The organism is Sodalis glossinidius str. 'morsitans', from assembly GCF_000010085.1.
Classification (GTDB): domain Bacteria; phylum Pseudomonadota; class Gammaproteobacteria; order Enterobacterales; family Enterobacteriaceae; genus Sodalis; species Sodalis glossinidius.
In genome coordinates, this window is sequence record NC_007712.1 from 1627119 (window position 1) to 1652782 (window position 25664).

20 protein-coding genes and 3 pseudogenes are annotated in these 25664 nt (G+C 57.4%); 20 read left to right on the top strand and 3 right to left on the bottom strand.

What is annotated here, in order from left to right; translation table 11 throughout:
- Window positions 1-42: 42 nt before the first annotated feature.
- Window positions 43-900: a formate transporter FocA gene (gene focA / locus SGP1_RS08460; protein WP_011410850.1), complete on the bottom strand. Its 858-nt coding sequence runs from the start codon at window positions 898-900 to the stop codon at window positions 43-45.
- 432 nt (window positions 901-1332) lie between these two features.
- Window positions 1333-3012 (bottom strand): annotated as a pseudogene (gene ycaO, locus SGP1_RS08465) (30S ribosomal protein S12 methylthiotransferase accessory factor YcaO); the annotation flags it as partial.
- A 159-nt stretch (window positions 3013-3171) separates the two neighbouring features.
- Between ycaO and serC the strand changes: the two are divergent.
- From serC to SGP1_RS26960, 16 genes and pseudogenes are all read left to right on the top strand, one after another.
- The gene (serC, locus tag SGP1_RS08470; protein ID WP_011410851.1) at window positions 3172-4257 is read left to right on the top strand and encodes a 3-phosphoserine/phosphohydroxythreonine transaminase; all 1086 of its coding nucleotides are present in this window, start codon (window positions 3172-3174) and stop codon (window positions 4255-4257) included.
- Window positions 4258-4500: 243 nt separating this feature from the next.
- On the top strand, window positions 4501-5808 hold the full coding sequence (aroA, locus tag SGP1_RS08475; protein WP_011410852.1) for a 3-phosphoshikimate 1-carboxyvinyltransferase: 1308 nt from the start codon (window positions 4501-4503) through the stop codon (window positions 5806-5808).
- A 107-nt stretch (window positions 5809-5915) separates the two neighbouring features.
- Window positions 5916-6599, top strand: coding sequence for a (d)CMP kinase (cmk, locus tag SGP1_RS08480; RefSeq protein WP_011410853.1), 684 nt, complete (start codon window positions 5916-5918; stop codon window positions 6597-6599).
- A gap of 114 nt (window positions 6600-6713) precedes the next feature.
- Window positions 6714-8390, top strand: a complete 1677-nt coding sequence (gene rpsA / locus SGP1_RS08485) for a 30S ribosomal protein S1 (protein ID WP_011410854.1) — start codon at window positions 6714-6716, stop codon at window positions 8388-8390.
- 91 nt (window positions 8391-8481) lie between these two features.
- The gene (gene ihfB, locus SGP1_RS08490; protein WP_011410855.1) at window positions 8482-8766 is read left to right on the top strand and encodes an integration host factor subunit beta; all 285 of its coding nucleotides are present in this window, start codon (window positions 8482-8484) and stop codon (window positions 8764-8766) included.
- Window positions 8767-9073: 307 nt separating this feature from the next.
- Window positions 9074-9343, top strand: a complete 270-nt coding sequence (locus SGP1_RS29400) for a hypothetical protein (RefSeq protein ID WP_148203432.1) — start codon at window positions 9074-9076, stop codon at window positions 9341-9343.
- A 438-nt stretch (window positions 9344-9781) separates the two neighbouring features.
- A complete protein-coding gene (locus SGP1_RS29405; RefSeq protein ID WP_041866781.1) occupies window positions 9782-9997 on the top strand; it encodes a hypothetical protein in 216 nt (71 codons plus the stop codon).
- A gap of 232 nt (window positions 9998-10229) precedes the next feature.
- Entirely contained in the window at window positions 10230-10466 is a 237-nt protein-coding gene (locus tag SGP1_RS33020; protein ID WP_041866782.1) for a hypothetical protein, read from the top strand.
- Window positions 10467-10698: 232 nt separating this feature from the next.
- Window positions 10699-10905, top strand: coding sequence for a ComEC/Rec2 family competence protein (locus tag SGP1_RS33025; RefSeq protein ID WP_083764708.1), 207 nt, complete (start codon window positions 10699-10701; stop codon window positions 10903-10905).
- A gap of 149 nt (window positions 10906-11054) precedes the next feature.
- A complete protein-coding gene (locus SGP1_RS33030) occupies window positions 11055-11816 on the top strand; it encodes a ComEC/Rec2 family competence protein (RefSeq protein WP_243466198.1) in 762 nt (253 codons plus the stop codon).
- Between the two features lie 31 nt (window positions 11817-11847).
- A complete protein-coding gene (locus tag SGP1_RS33035) occupies window positions 11848-12042 on the top strand; it encodes a hypothetical protein (RefSeq protein WP_243466199.1) in 195 nt (64 codons plus the stop codon).
- A 140-nt stretch (window positions 12043-12182) separates the two neighbouring features.
- Entirely contained in the window at window positions 12183-13931 is a 1749-nt protein-coding gene (gene msbA, locus SGP1_RS08515) for a lipid A ABC transporter ATP-binding protein/permease MsbA (RefSeq protein ID WP_011410856.1), read from the top strand.
- A complete protein-coding gene (gene lpxK / locus SGP1_RS08520; RefSeq protein ID WP_011410857.1) occupies window positions 13928-14941 on the top strand; it encodes a tetraacyldisaccharide 4'-kinase in 1014 nt (337 codons plus the stop codon). Before msbA ends, lpxK begins: the two co-directional genes overlap by 4 nt.
- Before the next feature lie 388 nt (window positions 14942-15329).
- Window positions 15330-15512 (top strand): Trm112 family protein, encoded by a 183-nt coding sequence (locus tag SGP1_RS08525; RefSeq protein ID WP_011410858.1) that lies wholly within the window; start codon window positions 15330-15332, stop codon window positions 15510-15512.
- A complete protein-coding gene (gene kdsB / locus SGP1_RS08530) occupies window positions 15509-16264 on the top strand; it encodes a 3-deoxy-manno-octulosonate cytidylyltransferase (protein ID WP_011410859.1) in 756 nt (251 codons plus the stop codon). The genes SGP1_RS08525 and kdsB overlap by 4 nt, the downstream gene beginning before the upstream one ends.
- A 173-nt stretch (window positions 16265-16437) precedes the next feature.
- A pseudogene (locus SGP1_RS26960) lies at window positions 16438-16960 on the top strand (hypothetical protein); the annotation flags it as partial.
- Window positions 16961-17081: 121 nt separating this feature from the next.
- On the opposite strand, the gene elyC reads toward SGP1_RS26960, so the two are convergent.
- Window positions 17082-17909, bottom strand: a complete 828-nt coding sequence (gene elyC / locus SGP1_RS08540; RefSeq protein WP_011410860.1) for an envelope biogenesis factor ElyC — start codon at window positions 17907-17909, stop codon at window positions 17082-17084.
- A gap of 152 nt (window positions 17910-18061) precedes the next feature.
- Here elyC and cmoM point away from each other — a divergent pair.
- From cmoM to mukB, 4 genes and pseudogenes are all read left to right on the top strand, one after another.
- Window positions 18062-18834: pseudogene (gene cmoM / locus SGP1_RS08545) on the top strand (tRNA uridine 5-oxyacetic acid(34) methyltransferase CmoM).
- Complete coding sequence (gene mukF, locus SGP1_RS08555; RefSeq protein WP_011410862.1) at window positions 18831-20153, top strand: chromosome partition protein MukF; 1323 nt, start codon at window positions 18831-18833, stop codon at window positions 20151-20153. Before cmoM ends, mukF begins: the two are co-directional and overlap by 4 nt.
- Window positions 20134-20871 (top strand): chromosome partition protein MukE, encoded by a 738-nt coding sequence (gene mukE / locus SGP1_RS08560; protein ID WP_041866784.1) that lies wholly within the window; start codon window positions 20134-20136, stop codon window positions 20869-20871. The genes mukF and mukE overlap by 20 nt, the downstream gene beginning before the upstream one ends.
- The gene (gene mukB / locus SGP1_RS08565; RefSeq protein WP_011410864.1) at window positions 20868-25322 is read left to right on the top strand and encodes a chromosome partition protein MukB; all 4455 of its coding nucleotides are present in this window, start codon (window positions 20868-20870) and stop codon (window positions 25320-25322) included. The genes mukE and mukB overlap by 4 nt, the downstream gene beginning before the upstream one ends.
- Window positions 25323-25664 lie beyond the last annotated feature (342 nt).

Consider the following 25664-nt stretch of genomic DNA (forward strand, 5'->3'; position numbering starts at 1 on the left):
CTTCTAATGTGGATTTCGACAATCCGGCTTCGGCGGCACAACTTAATGCTGGTTGTCACCGCGCAGATAAATTACCCAATACGTTAACCCTACCAGTAAACCACCGCCGATAATGTTGCCGATCGTAACCGGAATCAGATTGTCGGTGATGAAATTGGCGACCGTCAGGTTGGCGAATTGCTCCGGCGTCATCCCGATGGCCTGCCAGAACGCTGGCGAGGCGAAATTCTTGATAACGATCACCATCGGGATCATGAACATGTTGGCAATACTATGCTCAAACCCGCTGGCGACAAACATCGTGACCGGCATAATCATGGCGAACATTTTATCGAACATGCTGCGACCGGAATAACTGGTCCAGACCGCCAGGCAAATCATCAAGTTTGCCAAAATACCGAGGCAGACCGCCTCGACAAAGGTGTGATGCATTTTATGGTCGGCAGTCTGCAACATGTTCAGTCCCCAGGCGCCGTTGGCGACCATATGCTGACCCGCAAACCAGATAAGGGCCACAAATAACAGTGCCCCTATCAGGTTGCCGACATAAACATTGATCCAATTACGCACCAGCTGTGCCCAATTGATACGGCCGCTCGCTCGGGCCACGACAATCAGTACCGACGAGGTAAACAGATCCACGCCGGTGATGATGACCAGCATTAACCCCAGAGAGAAACAAAAACCGCCGATAAGTTTGGCGAAGCCGTAAGGTACGGCAGCGGTACCGGTAGTAGCGGTGATATAGAACACGAACGCGATGGAGATTAAAACGCCCGCGGTTATCGCTAGGAAAAAGGTGGTGCTGGGGCGTTTCGTCGCTTTATAGACGCCCGCTTCCTCAGCCACTTTTGCCGCCGCCGGAGGTAATAACAAATCAAAAGGGTTGTCGGCTTTCATACTAACTCTTTCGTGGAATTAATTTACGCATTAATTCTACCAACTCAGTATAGGACAAAAATTGACATGGATCATAGGTGGCCAAATTTGAAGAGAAAAATACACCACAATCACTAAGGAATTTATATTTAATATATTGAAATTTAATAAAAAAATAAATTTTAAATTTTAAAAATTAGTTGAAGATTACATTTTTTGCACCTTTTGTCCTGCCGTTTTTATAGCATTTGTGGAGCAATTGTTGTTATTGGCAGTTATTATTGACGTGATTTCACTTTATTGAAACAATTACCCTTAATTTGTCACCTCGGAGGGAATGAATCGCTTTAGCCTGATTGACGCCTTATTGTGCCAAATGTGGGCACATCAATATAGTCAATTGTCCTTCAGCCAATAAGCCGCCCAAGACGCGTTAGCGCCGCGCTTGGGCGAAGACCGCAGCGCCGTCAGACCGTAGAACGGGTTCTCCCCCGCGAGCGCCTCAGTGGTGGCGGCCAGCGTCTGCGCGCCGTACAGACGTGCGAAGGCGTGCTGGTACTGCTCCACAGAGCGGCCATCATCGTCATCTTGCAACTGAAGCAGCGTCTGCAGGCAGCGGTAATAATTTTCGCGCTCCGGGCTGAATACCGATGCATTGAAGTCTCGCGTCCATTCGACCCACAACAGCGCCTGCTTGTGGTCGCCGCCGGCCAGTGCCAGCATGGCCTTTAGCTCGCCGACCCGCCAGGGTAAACCAGCCGTTATCCCTGCCGGTGGCAAGACCCAAGAGCTCACGCACACGGGCAAAATCGTCCAGTCCGAGCGCGTCAATCTGCTCGATAAGCGCTAGATAGTCCGCCTGTAGCCACCGGCTTGCGGGCAACTGGCAGAGCGTCGCGCGAAGATCGATAGCCATGGCATTATTGGCCAGCAGCAGATCTTCGGCTGGGTAGATATCCGACATTCCCGGCACCAGGATTTGGTAGGCATAAACGCCCAGATGCTGGTAATCGGCGATATAAACCTCGGTGTCGCGCTGGCGGAAAATCTCCATGAGCCTGGAGAACTCAGCAGCGGTGGTGCCGCTGTGAAGTCCTAGTCCGCAAAGGCATAATCCGAGTCCTGCTTGAACATATCCCAGGAAATCAGGCCGCTGGAATCGATAAAATGGGTTTCTAGATTGGTTTGCTCGGCGACCTCCTGATTATCGAAGGTCGGCGGCGTGAACACGTCCAGGTCTTTCAGGCCGCGCCCCTGCAGCAGCTCGGTCACCGTCCGCTCCAGCGCCACGCCGAAATCCGGATGGGCGCCAAAGGAGGCGAAACAGGTCCCGTTGGCGGGATTGAACAGCACGACACAGATAACCGGAAACTGGCCGCCCAGCGAAGCGTCAAAGGCAAAGATAGGGAACCCTTCGCCCTCAAGCGTCGCAATGGCTTCGACCACGCCGGGATAGCTCGCCAGAACCGGCTGCGGAATGGCGGGTAAACTGATGGCCTCGGCGATGATACGGTTTTTGACATAGCGCTCGAACACCTCAGATAGCGCCTGAACCCGGGCCTCGCTGGCGGTATTGCCCGCCGACATGCCGTTGGAGACATAGAGGTTACCGACAATGTTCATCGGGATGTAGACCGTGGCGCCGTCGGACTGGCGGCTGAAAGGCAGGGCGCAAATCCCGCGTTCTGTATGGCTGGACTGTAAATCCACCAGATCGCGCCCGGTCAATTCCTGGTCCGGATCATAAAAGGCGTGCAGATGCTCATCCAGGATGCCGTCCGGTAGCCCGCCGTCGGCCGGTATGGGAAACCAGCGCTCGTTGGGATAATGCACAAACTCGCCGCCGGCGACCGTGGCGCCAAGGTAAAAGTCGGCGAAAAAATAGTTGGTGGAGAGGCGTTCAAAATACTCGCCAAGCGCCGAGGCCAGCGCCGCTTTGCGGGTAGCGCCTTTGCCGTTGGTAAAGCACAGCGGACAGTCGCGGTCGCGGATATGCGCCGACCAGACATGGGGCACGGGATTCAGCCAGGATGCTTCTTAGATTGAGAAGCCCAGCGCGCTGAGCTGCGCCTGAAAGCGGGCTATGGAGTCTTCCAGCGCCGCGTCTTTGCCTGGAATAAAGGTCTGCGTCATCAAGGTCACTTATTATCAACGGTAAACCGCCATAATACGGTGTTTTCTCCTTCGGCTCCATGTATTCTCTTACTTATCAGGCGTTGCGGCTGGTCGTGGGCGGTGTTAAAACCATGGTAGGTGTTTAGAGGTTTTACTGGCAAATCGTGGTGAGGGAAAATGAATCAGGTGTTTAATTTTAGCTCCGGCCCGGCAATGCTGCCGGCGGAAGTGTTGCGCAAGGCGGAGCAAGAATTGTGTAATTGGCATGGCCTTGGCACATCGGTCATGGAAATAAGCCATCGCAGTAAAGAGTTTCTTGAAGTCGCGCAATCCTCCGAGCAAGACTTGCGCGAGCTGTTGGCTGTCCCCGACAATTATAAAGTCCTGTTTTGCCAAGGCGGGGCGCGCGCGCAATTCGCCGCGGTGCCGATGAACCTGCTGGGAGAGGCCACCCGCGCTGATTATATCGATGGCGGCTACTGGGCGCACAGCGCCATAAAAGAAGCGCAAAAATATTGCGACCCGCAGGTGATTAATGTCACCACCGAAATCGACAGTATGCGCGCGATTAAACCGATGCGCGACTGGGAATTATCGAGTGGTGGCGCCTATTTACATTATTGCCCGAACGAGACTATTGATGGTCTGGCCATCGATGAACTGCCGGATTTTGGCGACAGGGTAGTGGTGGCGGATTTCTCCTCCACGATTTTGTCGCACCCGCTGGACGTCAGCCGCTTTGGGGTGATTTACGCCGGGGCGCAGAAGAATATCGGGCCGGCCGGGTTGACGCTGGTCATCGTGCGTGAAGATCTGCTGGGCCGTGCGAGCAAAGCGCTGCCGTCCATTCTCGATTACAGCGTACTGGCCGAAAACGATTCCATGTTCAACACGCCGCCGACATTCGCCTGGTATCTGTCGGGGCTGGTGTTCAAATGGTTGAAAGCCCAGGGCGGGCTGGCGGAAATGGATAAACGCAATCAGGCCAAGGCGTCTTTGTTGTATCGCACCATTGATGAGAGCTATTTTTATCGCAATACTGTCGCGTCGGCCAACCGTTCGCGTATGAATGTGCCGTTCCAATTGGCGGACAGCAAACTGGATGCGCTCTTTTTGCAAGAGTCTTTTGCCGCCGGTCTGCATGCATTGAAGGGACACCGGGTGGTGGGCGGCATGCGTGCATCGCTGTACAATGCCGTGCCGCTGGAAGGCGTACAGGCGCTGGTGGACTTTATGCTCGACTTTGCCCGTCGCCACGGGTAACGCTCACCGTGCCGCCGCCGGACCTGCGCGGCGGCGCCTGCCGGTTGGCTGTTGTGTTGAGCAAGGCCGCCAGGGCGCGTGGCGCTGTGGTTTAGCGACCTTGGCCGGCGGCGCAAGCAGGGCTAAGCCCCTTTTTTCCCTGTCATGGCGTAGCCGGCCATCGGGCCGGCCGCTAGCGAACTACCCTGGTGCCAGCCTCTTGCCGGGGCCAGGCGTTATTCTTTGTTGGAGAAAGTGTTACACATGCAGGATTCCCTGACCCTAAACCCCATCGCGCGCGTCGATGGCACCCTCAACCTGCCGGGTTCCAAAAGCGTTTCCAATCGCGCCTTGTTATTGGCGGCGCAGGCCAACGGCACCACGCGTCTGACCAATCTGCTCGACAGCGACGATGTTCGCCATATGCTGACGGCCCTCGGCCAGCTGGGTGTGAACTACCGTCTATCGGCGGATCGCCGCAGCTGTGAAATCGACGGCCTTGGCGGGCCATTGCGCGCGGATGAGGCTCTCACCCTGTTTCTCGGTAACGCCGGCACCGCCATGCGTCCGCTGGCCGCGGCGCTGTGCTTACAGGCGCAGGACGTCACGTTGACCGGCGAGCCGCGCATGAAAGAGCGTCCCATCGGCCACTTGGTCGACGCGCTGCGCCAGGGCGGAGCGCAAATAGATTACCTCGAACATGAGCATTATCCGCCGCTGCGTTTGCGCGGCGGCTATCAAGGTGGCGATATTACCGTTGACGGTAGCGTTTCCAGCCAGTTTCTCACTGCACTCTTGATGATGGCGCCGCTGGCCCCGCAGAACAGTTGCATCCGCATCAAGGGCGAACTGGTGTCCCGGCCCTATATTGATATCACCCTGGCGTTGATGAAAAGCTTCGGTATTGAGGTGCGGCACGATAATTATCAGGTGTTTTACCTTACCGGCGGCAGTGTATACCGGTCGCCGGGAGAGTATCTGGTGGAAGGAGATGCCTCCAGCGCGTCGTATTTTCTGGCGGCGGCGGCGATCCGCGGCGGCACCGTGCGTGTGACCGGCATCGGCCGCCACAGCGTGCAGGGCGATATTCGTTTCGCCGATGTGCTGGAGAGCATGGGAGCGACGATTCGCTGGGGCAACGATTACATTGAATGCAGCCGGGCGTCGCTGCACACCATTGATATGGATATGAATCACATTCCCGACGCGGCAATGACGATCGCCACTACCGCGCTATTCGCCAGCGGCGGCACCACCACACTGCGCAACATTGCCAACTGGCGGGTCAAAGAGACCGACCGGTTGACGGCGATGGCCACCGAGCTGCGCAAAGTGGGCGCGACCGTGATCGAGGGTGAGGATTATCTGACGGTCACGCCGTCCGCTAGACTGAGCGCCGCCCGGATCGGTACCTACAACGACCACCGTATGGCGATGTGCTTTGCGCTGGTGGCGCTGTCCGACACCCCCGTGACCATTCTCGACCCGCAATGTACGCATAAAACCTTCCCGGACTTTTTTGCCCGGCTGTCGGCGTTAAGCACGCCGGCCTCGCCGCATTCGGCGCCATGATAACGGGTAAGAGTAACGTTTACGCGTAATGAAGGGTATAATGCGGCGCACTGAAGTTTGAGGACTGTCTCAGGCTTTCACTCTCGTCGCGTTTAAAGGAGAAGACAATGACGGTTATAGCCCCGGTAATCACCATCGATGGACCGAGTGGTGCAGGGAAGGGGACGCTCTGCAAAGCGTTAGCAGAAACGTTACAGTGGCATTTACTGGATTCCGGCGCGATCTACCGGGTGTTGGTGCTGGCAGCCCTGCATCATCAGGTGGCTATTGACAGCGAGGAGGCGTTGGTGCCGCTCGCCACCCATCTCGACGTTCGTTTCGAGGTCGAGCAAGGGAAATTGAGCGTGGTGCTGGAAGGGGAAGATGTCAGTCAGGCTATTCGCAACGAAACCGTCGGCAATACCGCATCGCAAATCGCCGCGTTTCCGCGCGTGCGTGAAGCGCTCCTGCGGCGCCAGCGTGCATTTCGCGCCGCGCCGGGCTTAATTGCCGACGGCCGCGATATGGGAACCGTCGTATTTCCCGATGCGCCGGTGAAAATCTTTCTTGATGCGTCGTCGGACGAAAGGGCGTACCGCCGCATGCGGCAGTTGCAGGAAAAGGGCTTTAGTGTTAACTTTGAACGCCTTTTATCCGAGATAAAAGAACGGGACGATCGCGACCGCAATCGCGCGGTGGCGCCGTTGGTGCCGGCAGCTGATGCGCTGGTGCTCGACTCCACCCGCCTGACTATCGATGAAGTGATAGCCAAAGCGCTGGCGCATGCCAGACAGATTCTGGCGCTATCGTAACGGTGTAGTGACTAAATTACCCTGCGGCGAGGAACGGCAGCGGGGCGTGTATAACAACCCCATCAAGCAGGATGCCGGATGGACGTTAATCAAAAAATCTGAAGATTATCAAATATGACAGAATCTTTTGCTCAACTCTTTGAAGAATCCCTGAAAGAAATCGAAACCCGTCCGGGCTCCATCGTTCGCGGTACCGTTGTGTCCATCGCGAAAGACGTGGTTCTGGTTGACGCTGGCCTGAAATCTGAATCCGCCATTCCCGTCGAGCAATTCCGCAACGCCCAGGGCGAGCTGGAAATCGAAGTTGGCGATCAGGTTGACGTCGCGCTGGATGCAGTCGAAGACGGTTTCGGTGAAACGCTGCTGTCCCGTGAAAAAGCCAAGCGCCACGAAGCCTGGCTGATGCTGGAAAAAGCGTATGAAGAAGCGGCCACCGTTATCGGCGTTATCAACGGGAAAGTCAAAGGCGGTTTCACCGTTGAACTGAACGGTATCCGTGCGTTCCTGCCGGGTTCCCTGGTCGACGTGCGTCCGGTTCGCGACACCCTGCATCTGGAAGGCAAAGAGCTTGAGTTTAAAGTGATCAAGCTGGATCAGAAACGCAACAACGTCGTGGTTTCCCGTCGTGCCGTTATCGAATCCGAAAACAGCGCCGAGCGCGATCAGCTGCTAGAAAACCTGCAGGAAGGCATGGAAGTCAAGGGTATCGTCAAGAACCTGACCGACTATGGCGCCTTCGTTGATCTGGGCGGCGTTGACGGCCTTCTGCACATCACCGATATGGCCTGGAAGCGCGTCAAGCATCCGAGCGAAATCGTGAATGTCGGAGACGAGATCACCGTTAAAGTACTGAAATTCGATCGTGAGCGTACCCGTGTTTCCCTCGGCCTGAAACAGCTGGGCGAAGATCCGTGGGTCGCTATCGCGAAGCGTTACCCGGAAGGCACCCGTCTGACCGGTCGCGTGACCAACCTGACCGACTACGGCTGCTTCGTTGAAATCGAAGAAGGCGTTGAAGGCCTGGTGCACGTTTCCGAAATGGACTGGACCAACAAAAACATCCATCCGTCCAAAGTGGTTAACGTGGGCGACGTGGTGGAAGTCATGGTGCTGGACATTGACGAAGAACGTCGTCGTATCTCCCTGGGTCTGAAGCAGTGTAAAGCCAATCCGTGGCAGCAGTTCGCTGAAATCCATAACAAGGGCGACCGCGTTGAAGGCAAAATCAAGTCGATCACCGACTTCGGGATCTTTATCGGCCTGGACGGCGGCATCGACGGCCTGGTTCATCTGTCCGACATCTCCTGGAACGTGGCCGGCGAAGAAGCCGTACGCGAATACAAAAAGGGTGACGAAATCGCGGCCGTGGTTCTGCAGGTTGACTCAGAGCGCGAGCGTATTTCCCTGGGCGTGAAGCAGCTGGTTGAAGATCCGTTCAATAACTACCTGTCTTTGAACAAGAAAGGGGCTATTGTTACCGGTAAAGTCACAGCAGTTGACGTGAAAGGTGCTACAGTTGAATTAGCAGGCGGCGTTGAAGGTTACTTGCGCGCTTCTGAAGCCTCGCGCGACCGCGTAGAAGACGCTACGCTGGTTCTGAGCGTGGGCGACGATGTGGAAGCGAAATTCACCGGCGTTGATCGCAAAAACCGCGTTGTCAGCCTGTCCGTTCGTGCCAAGGACGAGGCGGACGAGAAAGAAGCCATCAGCACCGTGAACAACAAGCAGGAAGAAGGCAACTTCTCCAACACAATGGCTGAAGCCTTTAAAGCGGCAACCAAAGGCGAGTAATAATAACGGGGGAGCGGAGGTGATTCTGCTCCTGGACGGTAGTTAAGGTGTTACGCTGCTCTTATAAGAGCAGCGTAAACTTGGAGGAATTATGACCAAGTCCGAGCTTATCGAAAGACTAGCTGGCCAGCACGCTCATATCCAGGCAAAAGTGGTTGAGGATGCAGTGAAGGAGATGCTTGAGCATATGGCGACGACGCTCGCCAGCGGCGAACGCATCGAAATCCGCGGTTTCGGTAGTTTTTCTCTTCACTACCGTGCCCCGCGTATCGGCCGCAATCCGAAAACCGGTGACAGAGTGGAACTGGAAGGCAAATATGTTCCGCACTTCAAACCGGGTAAAGAGTTGCGTGATCGCGCCAACATCTACGGTTAACCGCCTCGGCCCGACGGCCGATATTATTGCAAACCTGAAAAAGCCCCGTAACGGGGCTTTTTTTTGCCTTTGCGCCGCAGGAGGATCAGGTCAACGGCTGATAGGCGAAGGCTAAGCGAGACCGATACTCTGTAGAGGTATTTAACACCGGTAGTGATTCAGCCCCTGTCTGCCACCGCAGGAATAAACGCATGCTGTGGTTGATAGCGGATATCATCCCGTTGCGGTCTGTGAAACTGTTATCTGTAAGATTTACGGGTGAGGAATAGCGGGTAACACTCATGATTAATCGTCTGATGAGGTAAAGGTGCCCATTGTTTTTTTAATGCTGAATTGCAATATTTTGCACAATGGAGGATGCGGTTTCCAGAAGCTGAATATTCAGGCCGATTTACCCTATTACAAAAATGCTGCGCTGTCCCGCCTGTTTGGTGTTGACCCTAAGGGCTGGCACCCTTTATCACTAAACTCCAGTCGCGCGAATACCAACTGGAAAGTCTGGAAAAAATTGAAAACTATCGCTATGGGATGTCCTTCGATGCGGTTTTCAAAGGGGGCACCGAATGACCATTGCTGACGTTAATGCCGTGGGGAATCAAGATTTCGACGAGTCATTACGGGAGAAATTGGCAAGCCGGCGATATGTCCATTGGGATGCCTTATTGGGGGAGGGATATAAAACCAGAGAGGAGCAGGTATTAAGAGCGCTCATGGCTACCTTGAAACGGGACTACTGCGATGTGATAAACCACGAGTATATACTGCGGCACCGGGTATGAACGATTTCCATAACGCGTTACGGGAAAAGCTATCGCCGATGCCACGCTATTTGAACCCGGGGCCTGGCGAATGAGGTCGGCTGCTTTGTAGATGATGTATTAAGCCATGGTGCCACTGATCATTCTTGTTCGAGCTGCAATGCCAGAGTAGTGACAGGCAAGACGATGACGTCGATAGCCTGTATTGGCTTGACAATAACCACTAGCTTAGCGATAGGGACAGGCTGTATGTTGCGGTGGAAAGTACGCTTGCAGCACTACCGCCGCTGCCCTCATTATTGACACCGCTGACACCGCTGACACCGCTGACACCGCTGACACCGCTGACACCGCTGACACCGCTGACACCGCTGACACCGCTGACACCGCTGACACCGCTGACACCGCTGACACCGCTGACACCGCTGGCGGAAATTGCCTCGCTGCCGCCTGCGGTCGAGGCCGTCGTGTAGGCTACCCCGACGGGAACACCGTCGCAGTGGGCCCAGCCGCCGGCAAAGCCGGTAATTTATCTGCGACACGGGTTCCCATTCTGCCCCTGCGGCGAGATTTCGCCGCGTCTTCCGACGATACTGCCTGCTTACCGGGTTTCAATACGAGGTCAGTCGATGCCATTGTCTATGACCGCGCTGGCGCTGGCCGTTATCGCGGGGAATTTACCGCTGTTGTTTCTGCCGCGAACCAATGGCAGGCGCGCTGTACGACATGCTGGCTGCCGGCGGACTGTTGCTACTGAGCGGCCGCCGCACGGCGAAGTATCTGGCGGTGGGGGTGCAGATGCTGGTCTGGAGCGGCTATCACGCCCGGTTATTGCTGCAACACAAGACGACCTGGAGTCAGGGGAATCAGACCCTCATAGCCCGCCGGTCACACTCAATCTCACGGCTGATAAGGCGCCAGAGCGCCTGGTCGCTCGCGTGAGTCACATCAACGGTCAGCGGGTATTTCCACCGGTCGCTGTAGCGCTCCTCTGGCGCTCGCCGCCGGCGCGGTGGTGCGCCGGCCAGCAACGGCGATTGAGAGTTGCGCTGCAGCCGGTACACGGGCGTATGAATGAGGGGGGATTTGATAGCCAGCGCTGGGCTTTGGCACCACTCAGGAAATCAGCGACTAAGAATGGCAACTGCTCTCGCGGATCGGTATTGCCCATCTAATGGCGATTTCCGGGCTGCATATCGGTCTGGCGGCGCTGTTTGGCTGGCTGTGCGCCGCGGGCTATGTGGCGTTATCCGGGGCGAACGTCCCCGCCCAGCGCGGCCTGCTGGCGCTGACGTTGTGGAGCGTGGTGCACCTGCTGGGCCATGACACAGAGCCCGTGGCAGATTTTGCTGTGGTGAGTCGCGCTTATCCTTGTCACTGATCCATTGGCGGTGCTCTCCAACAGCCTGTAGCTTTCCTGCAGCACGGTGGCGGCGCTGATTTTCTTCTTCCAGTGGGCGCCGCTGTCAGATTGCTACCGGCAGGGTTAGCGCTGGTGGCGGGGTACGTTGGCTGCACCTGCAGGGCGGCATGACCCTGTTACCGATGCAATGCCTGCTGTTCCACGGTGGCAATCCGCTGGCGCTGGCGGCCAATGTGTGGACGGTGCCCCTGGTGTCGTTTATCACCACGCCGCTCATTTTGGCTGCCATCGTCACCGGCGGTCACAACTGGTTGAGCGCTCATCTCTGGCGCATGGCGGATCTGTCGCTGTCGGGTGTAATGGCGCCGCTTGTGCCGCTGCAGCAGGGTTGGTTGACGTTACCGGGCCAGGGCCTGGCATTAAGCGTTGTCGGTTGGCTGGTCATCATCATCTGGCGTTTCGGCTGGTGGCGTCGCTATCCCCTGACGCTTGGGGTGTTGGCCGTGCTGATGTTGCTCAGTCTCAGGCCGCAGGGGACCAGCGCGTCGCGCTGGCGGCTGGATATGCTGGACGTGGGCCACGGCCTTGCGGTGAGTATTGAGCGCGACGGCAAGACGCTGCTGTATGACACCGGCGCGGGTTGGCGCACGGGCGATATGGGCAAGGCGGTGATACTGCCTTACTTGGACTGGCGCTGGCTGACGCCGGGCCATATCTACCTGAGCCATAGCCATGAGGATCATATCGGCGGTTTGGACAGTGTTCGCTGCGTCTGGCCGGCGGTCCTGGTCAGCAGTCCATTTCGCGCGCCCGGCCACCGTTTTTGTCTGCGCTGGCAGGGGCTGCATTTTGAGGTACTCCTGCGTGCTGCGGATCGACGACGGTCACTTCCGGGTACTGCTCACCGGCGATATCTAGGCGCAGACTGAACGGGCGCTGCTGCGCCTAGATAGATGAGCAGTGCGCGCGGATGTCCTTCAGGTGCCGCATCACGGCAGTAAAACGTCCTCCACCGCCGCGTTTTTGCAGGCGGTGCGTCCGCAGGTGGCGTTGGCCTCGGCGGGTCGCTACAGTCGCTGGCGCCTGCCGGCGGAGGCGGTGGTGAAGCGTTATAGGCGTCTGGGTATCCGCTGGCAGGATACAGCGGTCAGCTAAGCGTGCGTTTTTATCCGCGGGCGTTTGACGTTTTGGCCTATCGGGGTCAAATTTCCCGCTGATGGTATCATCAGTGGTTTGGCGTCGCCGCACTAAATAGGTAGAATAGGTGGCTATTTAGTCCCAGTACTGGTAAATGAATGCTAAACGATAAAGATCTCTCCACCTGGCAGACCTTCCGTCGCCTCTGGCCGATGATCTCACCTTTCAAGACAGGTCTGATCGTTGCGGCGATAGCCCTGATATTGAATGCCGCCAGTGATACTTTTATGTTATCGCTGCTCAAACCGCTGTTGGATGACGGCTTTGGCAAAGCTAATAGCAATATCCTGGTCTGGATGCCGCTGGTCGTGATCGGCCTGATGGTGCTGCGCGGCGTCAGCGGCTTTGTCTCCAGCTATTGTGTTTCCTGGGTTTCCGGCAAGGTGATAATGAACATGCGTCGCCGGCTGTTCAATCACATGATGGACATGCCGGTGTCTTTTTTCGACCAGCAATCTACCGGCACGTTGCTTTCGCGCATTACCTACGATTCCGAGCAGGTGGCCTCATCGTCTTCCGGCGCGTTAATTACCGTCATTCGTGAAGGCGCATCGATCATTGGCCTGTTCGCGATGATGTTCTATTACAGCTGGCAACTGTCGCTGATTCTGGTGGTGATTGCGCCCGTTGTGTCATTTGCTATCCGGCAGGTGTCAAAACGGTTCCGCCAGATCAGTAAAAGAATGCAGAACACTATGGGGCAGGTGACCACCAGCGCCGAGCAGATGCTTAAAGGGCATAAGGAAGTGCTGATCTTCGGTGGTCAGAAGGTGGAGAATGAGCGTTTTAACAGCGTCAGTAATCGCATGCGCCAACAAGGGATGAAAATGGTGGCCGCCTCCTCGGTCTCCGATCCGCTGATCCAGTTTATCGCGTCGCTTGCGCTGGCCTTCGTCCTCTATGCCGCCAGCTTTCCGTCGGTAATGGAAACCTTGACTGCCGGGACCATCACCGTGGTGTTTTCGTCAATGATTGCCCTGATGCGTCCGCTAAAATCCCTGACCAACGTCAATGCCCAGTTTCAGCGCGGTATGGCGGCCTGCCAGACCCTGTTTTCCATTCTTGATATGGAAACCGAAAAGGATGAGGGCACGGTGGAAGTTGAACGCGTAAAAGGGGATATCGCTTTCGACCACGTCACTTTTTCCTATCCGGGTAAAGAGACCCCTTCGCTGCACGATATCAGTCTGAGCATTCCCACAGGCCATACAGTAGCGCTGGTGGGTCGCTCCGGCTCCGGGAAATCCACCATCGCCAATCTATTGACGCGTTTTTATGATATCCAGCAGGGTCAGATCCTGCTCGACGGCACCGATTTACGCGCCTATAAGCTCGCTTCGCTGCGTAATCAGGTGGCGCTGGTGTCCCAAAACGTGCATTTGTTTAACGACACTATCGCCAACAATATCGCCTACGCCCGCAAGGCCACCTATTCCCGTAAGCAGATTGAAAACGCGGCGCGCATGGCCTACGCCATGGATTTCATCGAAAAAATGGATCAGGGTCTGGACACGGTAATCGGTGAGAATGGTGTTTTGCTGTCCGGCGGCCAGCGCCAGCGCATCGCCATTGCGCGCGCGCTGCTGCGGGATTGCCCGATCCTAATCCTCGACGAAGCCACCTCGGCGCTCGATACCGAATCCGAGCGGGCAATCCAAAAAGCGCTGGATGCGCTGCAGAAAAACCGGACCTCCCTGGTCATCGCCCATCGCTTGTCCACCATCGAAAAAGCTGATGAAATCCTGGTGGTGGTGGAGGGGCGGATCGTTGAGCGCGGCAATCATGAGGAGCTAATGTCGCGCCAAGGTGTTTACGCCCAACTTCACCAGCTACAGTTCGGTCAATGATAGCCCGCATCTGGTCCGGCGCCTCGCGGCTGTATTGGCTACTATTGCCGTTCTCCTGGCTGTATGGATTAATTACGGCGCTTATCCGCTTCAGCTACCGCCGCGGCTGGCGTAAAGTGCATCGTTTTCCGCTGCCGATTGTGGTGGTGGGCAACTTGACCGCCGGTGGCAACGGTAAAACGCCGGTGGTGCTGTGGCTGGTTGCGCAACTGCAGCAGCGGGGCTGGCGGGTCGGGGTCGTGTCGCGCGGTTACGGCGGACGGGCGGCGCGCTATCCGCTGCTGCTCGACGCGACCACGACCAGCGATCAGTGCGGCGACGAGCCGCTGCTTATCTGGCAGCGCACCGGTGCGCCGGTTGCGGTGGCGCCGCGGCGCAGTGAGGCGGTGGCGGCGTTGTTGCGCGCGCAGTCCCTGGATGTGGTGGTGACCGATGACGGATTGCAGCATTACGCGCTGGGACGGGATATCGAATGGGTGGTCATCGACGGCGAGCGCCGTTTCGGCAACGGCTGGTGGTTGCCTGCTGGTCCCATGCGCGAACGGGCCGGGCGCCTGCAAACGGTACAGGCTGTCATCGTCAACGGCGGCGATGCCCGGCCTGGCGAGGTGCCTATGCGCCTTGCTGCCGGCCCGGCGGTCAATTTGCTAAGCGGTGAACGCCGCGCTCTCGCCAGTCTGGCGCCGATAGTGGCGATAGCCGGGATTGGCCATCCACCGCGTTTTTTCGCCACCCTGCGCGCGGGCGGCGTAACGCCGGTGCGGGAGGTGGCGTTCGGAGATCATCAGGCCTACCAGCAGCAGATGCTCGATGCGCTGGTCGCGCTGGAGGAACGCCTGCTGATGACAGAGAAAGACGCGGTCAAGTGCCGCGCCTTTGCCCGCGCCAATTGGTGGTATTTACCGGTTGACGCGCAACTGCCCGCCGGCGCGGAGGAAGCGTTGCTGACGCCGATTTTGCAGGCGATTCGGCGCTGCCGGCCAACGGCGGACGGCGAGGCGAAACTCTGAAGTTCGGCGCTGCACCTACCTGATGGCAGGGTCTACAACGCAGAGTGCAGATATCTGACGTTTGTGCGCCACGGCGCAATGTGCTGCTATCTGCCGTATGGTTACCGGCTGCGCGTTTGGCACAGGCCGCAGAAAACAAACGGCCCGGTTAACCGGGCCGTCCGAGCGATGTTTTATTGCTTAGCGACTAAAATTAGCGAACAGAGCAATGATTTTGTTTACTGTTTTCATGGCAGGCCTGTCTTAATAATCTTTAAAAAAAATGACGAATGTCAGCAATTACTGCGATAGACGGCAACGTTTGCCGGCGATGATTCCCGGCCCCGTACCCTTATGTTATTCTCTGCACCATTATCTCTTGCGCAGGCATTGCCCCCCTGGAGGAATCATGGATCATCGCCTATTGGAAATCGTCGCTTGTCCGGTCTGTAACGGCAAATTTTATTACAACAAAGAACGTCAGGAACTGATTTGCAAGTCCGATGCGCTGGCTTACCCCTTGTGTGACGGTATCCCCGTGCTGCTGGAAAGCGAAGCGCGCGCCATTAAGCTGGATGAGACCAATTCATGAGTTTTATCGCCATTATTCCCGCTCGTTTCGCCTCCAGCCGCCTGCCCGGCAAGCCGTTGGCCGATATCAACGGCAAACCCATGGTGGTCCGTGTCATGGAGCGGGCGCAAGCCTCTGGCGCCGATCGGGTCATTGTCGCGACCGATCATCAAGGGGTAGTCGAAGCGGTTGAGCGCGCCGGCGGCGAAGTGTACCTGACTCGTCCCGATCATCAGTCCGGCACCGAGCGGCTGCAGGAGGTTATCGATCGCTACGACTTCCCTGACGATCGGATTATCGTCAATGTGCAGGGCGACGAGCCGCTCATTCCGCCGCAAATCATCCTCCAGGTGGCGGATAACCTGGCGGGGGCAGAGGCTGGCATGGCCACACTGGCGGTGCCTATTACCACCGCAGAAGAGGCATTCAACCCCAACGCGGTAAAAGTGGTGGTGGATGCGCGCGGTTATGCGCTGTATTTCTCCCGTGCGACTATCCCGTGGGACCGCGAAGGATTTGCCCGCAGCCGTGAGCACCTTTCTCATAGCCTGCTGCGCCATATCGGGATTTATGCCTATCGCGCCGACTTTATACGTCGCTACGTCAGCTGGTCTGCCAGTCCGTTGGAGAAGATTGAGATCCTCGAACAACTGCGCGTTCTGTGGTACGGCGAAAAAATTCATGTCGCAGTGTCGAGCGTCGCGCCCGGCATGGGCGTGGACACGCCTGAAGAGCTGGCGCAGGTCCGTTTGCTGCAGCAACAGCTGGATTAACCCTACCGTGACGTCTGGCGCGGCGGCCTGTCGAGGATTCCGCGCCGATTTCCCGCCTTTGTTTGATCTAGCGCGACGTTTTGTTTTATACGCCGATCCTCCCCATGATGTCATGTGGTGCCGCGCGGTACCCGCCGATTTAATCCTGTGCCGAATATAAGGTTAGCGATGTCATGGAACAGCTACGCGCCGAATTAAGCGCCGTTTTAGGGGAGCCGTTGAGCCGGCTTGAACGCATCAGCGAGCAACCTTATGCCCATCTGTATGCCATGTACGACAGGGAGGGGCATGTGCTCTCCCTGGTGGCGAAGAGCTATTTGTGTCCGGGTATCGCCCAGCAGGAAGCCTATAATCTGGTCGACATTGAGTAAAGTGTCGGAGCCGCTGCTACAGCATGATGATCGGATCTTGCTGTTCCGCACCCGGCAATGTTTACCACGGCTATTTGACGACTTTAACGAAGACTGCGTGCTGGTGCACGGTAATCTGTCGCTGCGCAGTATGCTCAAGGATCCGCGTAGCGACCAGCTGTTGGCGATGCTGAACTCCGGTACGCTGCTGTGGGCGCCGTGGGAGTACGATCTTTCCCGGCTGTGCGAGGAAGGGCTGGGTGAAGCGCTGCTCTTTCATTATCTCAGTCGCGCGCCGGTGGCGGAGGCATTTCTTTGTCGGCGCTGGCTGTATACGATCTGGGAAGCGGCGACACCGAATTGGCCGCCCGGTGGGCTTTGCTTTGCCGGACTCACCGCCCTTCATTTTACGTTTGTCTGGTCTTACCTTGGCGCACGGTGGCACCTATGCCGCCGTGCCGGCACGCTCATCGCTTGGCGTCGTTATCGCTAACCGGTGCCGGGCTGGCGTTGTTGGCAGGCGCAGGAGGGGACGTCATTGCCAGCAGCCGCTGCCATACTTGCCCGAGCGTTTCATACCAGACACGCTCGCTGTGACCCAGCCAAAGGGGCGAGGGCAGGATCTTCTCTTGCGGCTGCAGAGGACTGGTGATCGCAAGTTGATTCGCCGGTACCGGTATTGGTTGTAGCCCGGCGGCCGTAAAAAAGCCCATTGCCCGGGGCAGATGGTTGGCGGAGGTGACCAGCATCAACGGAGCTTGTCCTACTAGTCTTGCGACGCTCGCAGCTTCCTGGTGCGTGTCGCGCGGGCTGTCCAACGTCATGATTGCCGCAGCCGGTACGCCCAGGCTCTGCGCCACGCGAGAAGCGGCCTCGGCGCTGCTGACGAGATTGCCGGGTGCATTGGCGCCGGTAAACACCATCGTTGCGCTGGGGTGGGCGCGCCATTGGCGAATGCCTTCCGTCACCCGTGGCAAGCTATTGTTAATCAGATTAGCGCTGGGGGGCCAATCGGGGTTCCAGGTATATCCGCCTCCTAACACCACGATCCATTTGACGGTTTCCCCATGAGGCTGCCAAGTGGGATAATGGGCCTCCAGCGGCGCCAGCAGCCGATCGGCCACCGGCTGCAGACTCAGCGCCAGCAATACCAGCCAGCCTGCGCTCAGCAGCAGCCGGGCGGTTTTTGTTCCGCGGTTCAACCAGAGCAGCATTAACCCGGTCCCCATGACCACGAGCAGCAGCGGAAGCGGCAGCAGCAGGCCGCCGATAAACTTTTTCAGGGTAAACAGCATGGGGCAAGCTCCGATTGGGTGAAATATAATCAACCAGCCGCAATCCGGCGCTGGAATGATTTATTCTACCTCAGCCTGTGACAAAATAGACTCCTCGCGCCCAGCGGCGACAAAACATCTTATAGCGCCGTGGCCGACCTGAGTCTTTCATGATACAGGATCGCAATTTCGACGATATCGCCGACAAATTCGCCCGTAATATTTACGGCACCACTAAAGGAAAGATCCGTCAGGCGGTATTATGGCAGGATCTCCAGACGTTACTGGCGCATTTGCCCCAGAGGCCGCTTTGCATATTGGACGCCGGCGGCGGCGAAGGGCGTATCGCCGCGCAACTGGCGACGCTGGGGCACGATGTGGTGTTGTGCGATCTTTCGGCGCAAATGATACATCGCGCGCAACAGCAGGCGAAAACGCTGGGCGTCGAGCAGCGCTTTCGCTGCGTACAGAGTGCGATTCAGGATATCGGTACGCATTTGGAAAGGCACGCCGATCTGATATTGTGTCATGCGGTACTGGAATGGGTCGCGCAGCCCGAAGCATTATTGCAAATACTTAATCAGTGTCTGGCCGGGGATGGCGCGTTGTCATTAATGTTTTACAATAAACACGGCCTGGTGATACGCAATATGCTGCTGGGCAATATGGCTTTTGTCGCGGCCGGTATGCCGAAAAGGAAAAAGCGATCTCTAATGCCTGACCATCCCTGTGATCCCGCTGACTGGAAAAAATGGGACTGGCCCCAATAGGCAAAAGCAGCGTACGGGTGTTTCATTATTATCTGCAGAATAAACAGCAACAACAGGATGAATTTACCTCAATGCTGGAGATGGAACAGCGCTATTGTCGGCATGAGCCATTTATCAGTATGGGGCGTTATATCCACGTGATGGCGCATAAACCCACCCTGAAGGACGCATTATGAGCGAATTTTCCCAGACTGTACCGGAACTGGTCGCCTGGGCCCGGAAAAATGATTTTTCACTCTCGCTGCCTATCGACAGGCTGGCCTTTGTTCTGGCCATCGCCACGCTCAATAGCGAGCGGATGGACGGTGAAATGAGCGAAGGCGAACTGGTGGATGCGTTCCGTTATGTGAGTGAAGGGTTTGAACAGACCCAGGAAACTGTGACGGTACGTGCTAACAATGCCATCAACGATCTGGTGCGTCAGCGTCTTCTTAATCGTTTCACCAGCGAGCTGGCGGAGGGTAACTCCATTTACCGCTTGACGCCGCTCGGTATCGGAATCAGCGATTATTATATTCGCCAGCGCGAATTCTCCACGCTGCGGCTGTCGGTCCAGTTGTCCATTGTTGCGCAGGAATTGAAGCGGGCGGCGGACGCGGCGGAAGAAGACGGCGACGAATTCCACTGGCACCGGCATGTCTTTGTGCCGCTGAAATATTCCGTGGCGGAAATTTTCGACAGCATCGATATGACCCAGCGCATCATGGATGAACAGCAGCAAGGGGTAAAACAGGATATTGCCGCACTGCTTAATCAGGACTGGCGGGCCGCCATCTCCAGCTGCGAACTGCTGTTATCGGAAACCTCCGGCACGCTGCGTGAACTGCAAGATACCCTGGAAGCGGCGGGGGATAAGCTGCAGGCCAATTTGCTGCGTATTCAGGATGCGACGCTCAACCATGACGAATTGCAGTTCGTCGATAAGCTGGTGCTGGATCTGCAAAACAAACTGGATCGGATTATCAGCTGGGGCCAACAGACGATCGATCTGTGGATCGGTTATGACCGCCACGTACACCGTTTTATCCGTACAGCCATCGACATGGATAAGAATCGCGTCTTCGCCCAGCGCCTGCGCCAGTCGGTGCAAAATTATTTTGACGCCTCCTGGGCACTGACCTATGCCGACGCCGATCGGCTGATGGACCTGCGCGATGAAGAGCTGGCGCTGCGCAATGACGAAGTGACCGGCGAACTGCCGCCGGATATGGAATATGAAGAATTCAACGAGATCCGCGAGTACATTGCGGCGCTGGTGGATGAGGCGCTAGGGGTGTACAAACAGCAGCAATTGCCGCTCGACCTCGGCGCCGTGATGCGCGATTACCTGGCGCGGTATCCGCGCGCGCGCCATTTCGATGTGGCACTCATCGTGGTCGACCAGGCGGTGCGCCTGGGCGTGGCCCGGTCAGATTTTACAGGGTTACCCGCACACTGGCAGGTAATCAACGATTTTGGCGCTAAGGTACAGGCCCATGTCATTGATGAGTATTGAAGAAAGTTTGCCAGTAAAACTGGCGAAAGCGCTGTCCAACCCTTTGTTTCCGGCGCTGGACAGTCAACTGCGCTCCGGCCGCCACATAGGCATTGAGGAGCTGGATAATCATGCTTTCCTGATGGATTTCCAGGAAGAGCTGGAGGGCTTTTACCGCCGTTATAACGTGGAGCTGCTGCGCGCGCCGGAAGGCTTTTTCTATCTGCGCCCGCGTTCCACTACTCTGATTCCTCGTTCGGTGCTGTCGGCTCTGGATATGATGGTCGGCAAAATTTTGTGTTATCTGTACCTTAGTCCAGAACGGCTGGCACACGAGGGCATTTTCAGTCAGCAGGAACTGTACGACGAACTGCTGAGCCTGGCCGATGAGAACAAGCTGCTGAAACTGGTGAATCAACGCTCTACCGGCTCGGATTTGGACAGGCAGAAGCTGCAGGAGAAAGTGCGCGCCTCCCTTCACCGTCTGCGCCGGTTGGGCATGGTCTGGTTTATGGGCAACGACGCCAGCAAGTTCCGCATTACCGAATCCGTATTCCGCTTCGGCGCCGACGTGCGCGCCGGCGATGATGCGCGCGAAGCGCAACTGCGGATGATTCGCGACGGCGAAGCGATGCCGCTGGAAAATGCCCTGTCGCGCGGCGATGAACAGGATGATAACGATGAAAACGAGGCGCTCGCCGGCGAAAGCGTGGAGGGCCCCGAGGATGAACAGGCATGATTGAACGCGGCAAATTCCGCTCACTGACGCTGGTCAACTGGAACGGCTTTTTCGCCCGGACGTTTGATTTGGATGCGTTGGTCACCACCCTGTCCGGCGGTAACGGCGCGGGGAAATCCACTACCATGGCGGCATTTATCACCGCCCTCATTCCGGATTTGACCCTGCTGCATTTCCGCAACACCACCGAAGCCGGCGCCACCAGCGGCTCGCGGGATAAAGGGCTGCACGGGAAACTGCGCGCCGGGGTGTGCTATTCGGCGCTGGAAGTCGTCAACTCCCGCCACCAGCGCGTGCTGGTGGGTGTTCGCCTGCAGCAGATAGCCGGCCGCGATCGCAAAGTGGACATCAAACCGTTCATGATCCAGGGGCTGCCGGTCAAAGTGACCCCCACCGAGATCCTGACGATGACGATGGGCGATCGTCAGGCGCGGGTGTTACCGCTGCAGGAGCTGAAAGAGCGGGTCGAGGCGATCGAGGGAGTACTGTTCAAACAGTTCAATTCCATCACCGATTATCACTCGCTGATGTTCGATTTGGGCGTCGTACCGCGCCGGCTGCGTTCCAGCGCGGATCGCAGCAAATACTATCGCCTCATCGAGGCATCGCTGTACGGCGGTATTTCCAGCGCGATTACCCGATCGCTGCGCGACTACCTGCTGCCGGAAAACAGCGGGGTACGAAAAGCGTTTCAGGACATGGAAGCGGCGCTGCGCGAAAACCGCCTGACGCTTGAGGCGATCCGCGTGACCCAATCGGATCGGGATTTATTCAAGCATCTGATTTCCGAAGCGACCGCCTACGTGGCGGCGGATTATATGCGCCACGCCAACGAACGGCGTCTGCATCTGGACGATGCCCTGACCCTGCGCCGGGACGTGTTCGGCAGCCGCAAGCAATTGGCCTCCGAACAGTATCGTCACGTCGATATGGCCCGGGAACTGGCGGAAATCAGCGGTGGCGAGTCTGATTTGGAAACCGATTATCAGGCCGCCAGCGATCATCTTAATCTGGTGCAAACCGCGATGCGTCAGCAGGAAAAAATCGGCCGCTACCAGGAGGATCTGGAGGAGCTGGCCTTCCGGCTGGAAGAACAAAATGAGGTGGTGGCCCAGTCCGCCGAGCAGCAGCAGGAGAACGAAGCGCGGCTGGAGGCGGCCGAGCTTGAGGTAGATGAACTAAAAAGCCAGCTGGCTGACTACCAGCAGGCGCTGGATGTGCAACAAACGCGCGCCATCCAATTCCAGCAGGCGCTGCAAGCGTTGGATCGCGCCCGCGAACTGTGCTCGCTTCCGGCGATGACATGGGAAGACGCCGCGCCGACGTTGGCCATATACAAAGAGCGCGAACAGGAAGCCACCGAGCGTCTGCTGGGTTTTGAGCAAAAACTGAATATTGCCGAGGCGGCCAGCAGCCGTTTTGAACAGGCCTACGGGTTGGTGGTAAAAATTGCCGGCCAGGTCAGCCGCAGCGACGCCTGGCAAACGGCTCGGGAACTGATTCGTGACGCCGCGTCGCAACGTCATCAGGCGGAGCGGCTGCAGGCGTTGCGCAGTCAGCTCAATGAGCTGGAACAACGGCTGCGCGAGCAGCAAGACGCCGAACGGCTGTTGCAGGAATTCTGCCAGCGCATGGGTCAGGATTATCCCCCTGAGGAGCTCGACGTGGTGCAGCAGGAGCTGGAGGCGCGGGTCGAAACGCTGTCGGCGACGGTGTCCGAGGCCGGCGAACGTCGCCTCGCGCTGCGCCAGACGCTGGAGCAGGTGACCGCCCGTATTGAACAGCTCACCGCGCGTGCGCTGGCCTGGCTGGCGGCGCAGGATGCCTTAACGGCACTGAGCGAGCAAAGCGGCGAAGCGTTGACCAGCAGTCGTCAGGTGACGGATACCATGCAGCTCTTGCTGGAGCGCGAGCGGGAAACCACCGTGGAACGCGACGAGGTCGCGGGACGCAAGCGGTGCATCGAAGCGCAGATTGAGCGCCTCAGCCAGCCGGGGGGAACCGATGACGCCCGCTTGACAACGCTGGCCGAACGCTTTGGCGGTGTGCTGCTGTCGGAAATCTATGACGACGTTACGCTTGACAACGCGCCGTATTTCTCGGCGCTGTACGGCCCGTCCCACCACGCGATTGTCGTCCCGGATTTGTCGCGGGTGCGGGAACAATTGGACGGGTTGGAAGATTGCCCGGATGATCTCTATCTGATTGAAGGGGATCCGCAGTCATTTGACGACAACGTGTTTGGCGTGGAAGAGCTGGAAGGCGCGGTATTGGTCAAAGTGGCGGACCGGCAGTGGCGTTACTCGCGCTTTCCCGCGGTGCCGCTGTTTGGCCGCGCCGCGCGCGAAAGCCGGTTGGAAAACCTCAGCGCCGAGCGGGACGTGCTGGCGGAACGCTACGCTACGCTGTCGTTTGACGTGCAAAAAATCCAGCGTCAGCATCAGGCGTTCAGCCGTTTTATCGGCGCTCACCTGGCGGTAGCGTTTGAGCCGGATCCGGAAGCGGAGATGCGCACGTTAAACGGCCGGCGCGGTGAGCTTGAACGTGAGCTCAGCGATCACCACGGACAGAATCAGCAAAGCCGGCAGCACTACGATCAGGCGCGCGAAGGACTGCAACTGCTTAATCGGCTTATCCCCCGGCTGGGCGTACTGCTGGATGACACCCTGCAAGACCGGCTGGAAACGGTGCAGGCCGATTGGCATGATGCTCAGGAGGCGGCGCGCTATTTAAGTCAGCACCAAAAGGCGCTGGATCAGCTGGAGCCGCTGGTGGCGGTGCTGCAAAGCGACCCCGAGCAGCACGAACAACTGCGCGCCGACTACGAACAGGCTCAGCAGACCCAGCGTCAGGTGCGGCAACAGGCCTTCGCCCTGACGGAAGTGGTGCAACGTCGCACTCACTTCAGCTATTCCGATTCCGCCGGCATGCTGAGTGAAAATACCGATCTGAACGATAAACTGCGTCAGCGCCTGGAACGGGCGGAAGCTGAACGTAGCCAGGCGCGCGATGCGCTGCACGCCCATCAGGCCCAGCTTACGCAGTTTAGCCAGGTGCAGGCATCGCTGAAGAGCTCCTATGACGCCAAGCAGGATATGCTGAAAGAGCTGATGCAGGAGCTGCACGACATCGGAGTGCAGGTTGACGCCAATGCGGAAGCGCGCGCCCGCGAGCGCCGGGATCAACTGCACATGGCCCTGAGCCAGAACCGCGGTCGCCGTAATCAGTTGGAAAAACAGCTGACGTTCTGCGAGGCGGAAATGGATGCCTTGCAAAAGAAATTGCGCAAGCTGGAACGCGATTATTATCAGACCCGCGAGCAAGTGGTCAGCGCCAAGGCCGGTTGGTGCTCGGTGCTGCGTCTGGTCAAGGAAAATGGCGTCGAGCGCCGCCTGCACCGCCGCGAACTGGCTTACATGGAAGCGGAAGATCTGCGTTCTATGTCGGATAAAGCGCTGGGGGCGCTGCGTCTGGCGGTGGCGGACAATGAGCACCTGCGCGATGTACTGCGGTTGTCGGAAGATCTCAAGCGGCCGGAGCGCAAAATCCAGTTTTTCATTGCCGTTTACCAGCATCTGCGCGAGCGTATCCGCCAGGATATTATTCGCACCGACGACCCGGTCGAAGCTATCGAGCAAATGGAAATCGAGCTCAATCGCCTGACGGAAGAGTTGACCGCCCGCGAGCAAAAGCTGGCCATCAGTTCCAAAAGCGTGGCCAACATTATCCGCAAAACCATCCAGCGCGAGCAAAATCGTATCCGGATGCTCAATCAGGGACTGCAGGCGGTCAGTTTCGGCCAGGTGAAGAGCGTGCGCCTGAACGTCAGCGTGCGCGAAGCCCATGCGACGCTGCTGGATGTGTTGAGCGAACAGCAGGAACAACATCAGGATCTGTTCAGTAGCCAGCGCCTGACGTTTTCCGAAGCGTTGGCCAAGCTGTATCAGCGGCTGAACCCGCAAATCGATCTGCGGCAGCGCACGCCGCAGACGGTCGGCGAGGAGTTGCTGGATTACCGCAACTATCTGGAAATAGAAGTGGAGGTCAACCGCGGCGCCGATGGCTGGTTACGCGCAGAGAGCGGGGCGTTGTCCACCGGCGAAGCCATCGGTACCGGTATGTCGATTCTGGTGATTGTGGTGCAAAGCTGGGAAGAGGAGTCCAGCCGGTTGCGTGGCAAAGATATTTCGCCGTGCCGGTTGTTATTCCTCGATGAGGCGGCGCGGCTGGATGCCAAATCCATCGCCACGCTGTTCGAGCTCTGCGACCGGTTGCAGATGCAGCTTATTATCGCCGCGCCGGAAAATATCAGTCCGGAGAAAGGGACGACGTATAAACTGGTGCGTAAGGTATTCAATAATCAGGAACATGTGCACGTGGTCGGGCTGCTCGGCTTTGGTACCGAGCAGGCTGCGCCGCCGTCAACGGCCTTGACCGAGACCGACAGCTAGGCCGGTTAAGGTGTCCGCCCCGGGTTAAGGAATAACTTGTCGTCGCGGTGAAATGCGGGGCCAATAAATAGCCAGACAGGCGAGGATATTATATCTTGCCTGTTTTTAGCTTGGTCTAATGGCTTAACGTTGTCTAGTGCGGGGCGTGAGATGTTTTCGCCCATATGGTGATGTGAGTGGGTAAGTCGCTTAAGGCGTTTAGCGCATCTAGCCGCTTATAAAAGATCATCAGGTCATCGGCGCGGCACGCGAATACGCTATGTTTGAGCAAGCGGCACGTTGGCGCTGAATGCCAATTTGCTAAAACCTACCCTTCTCCGGCATACCATTATCAATAAGACG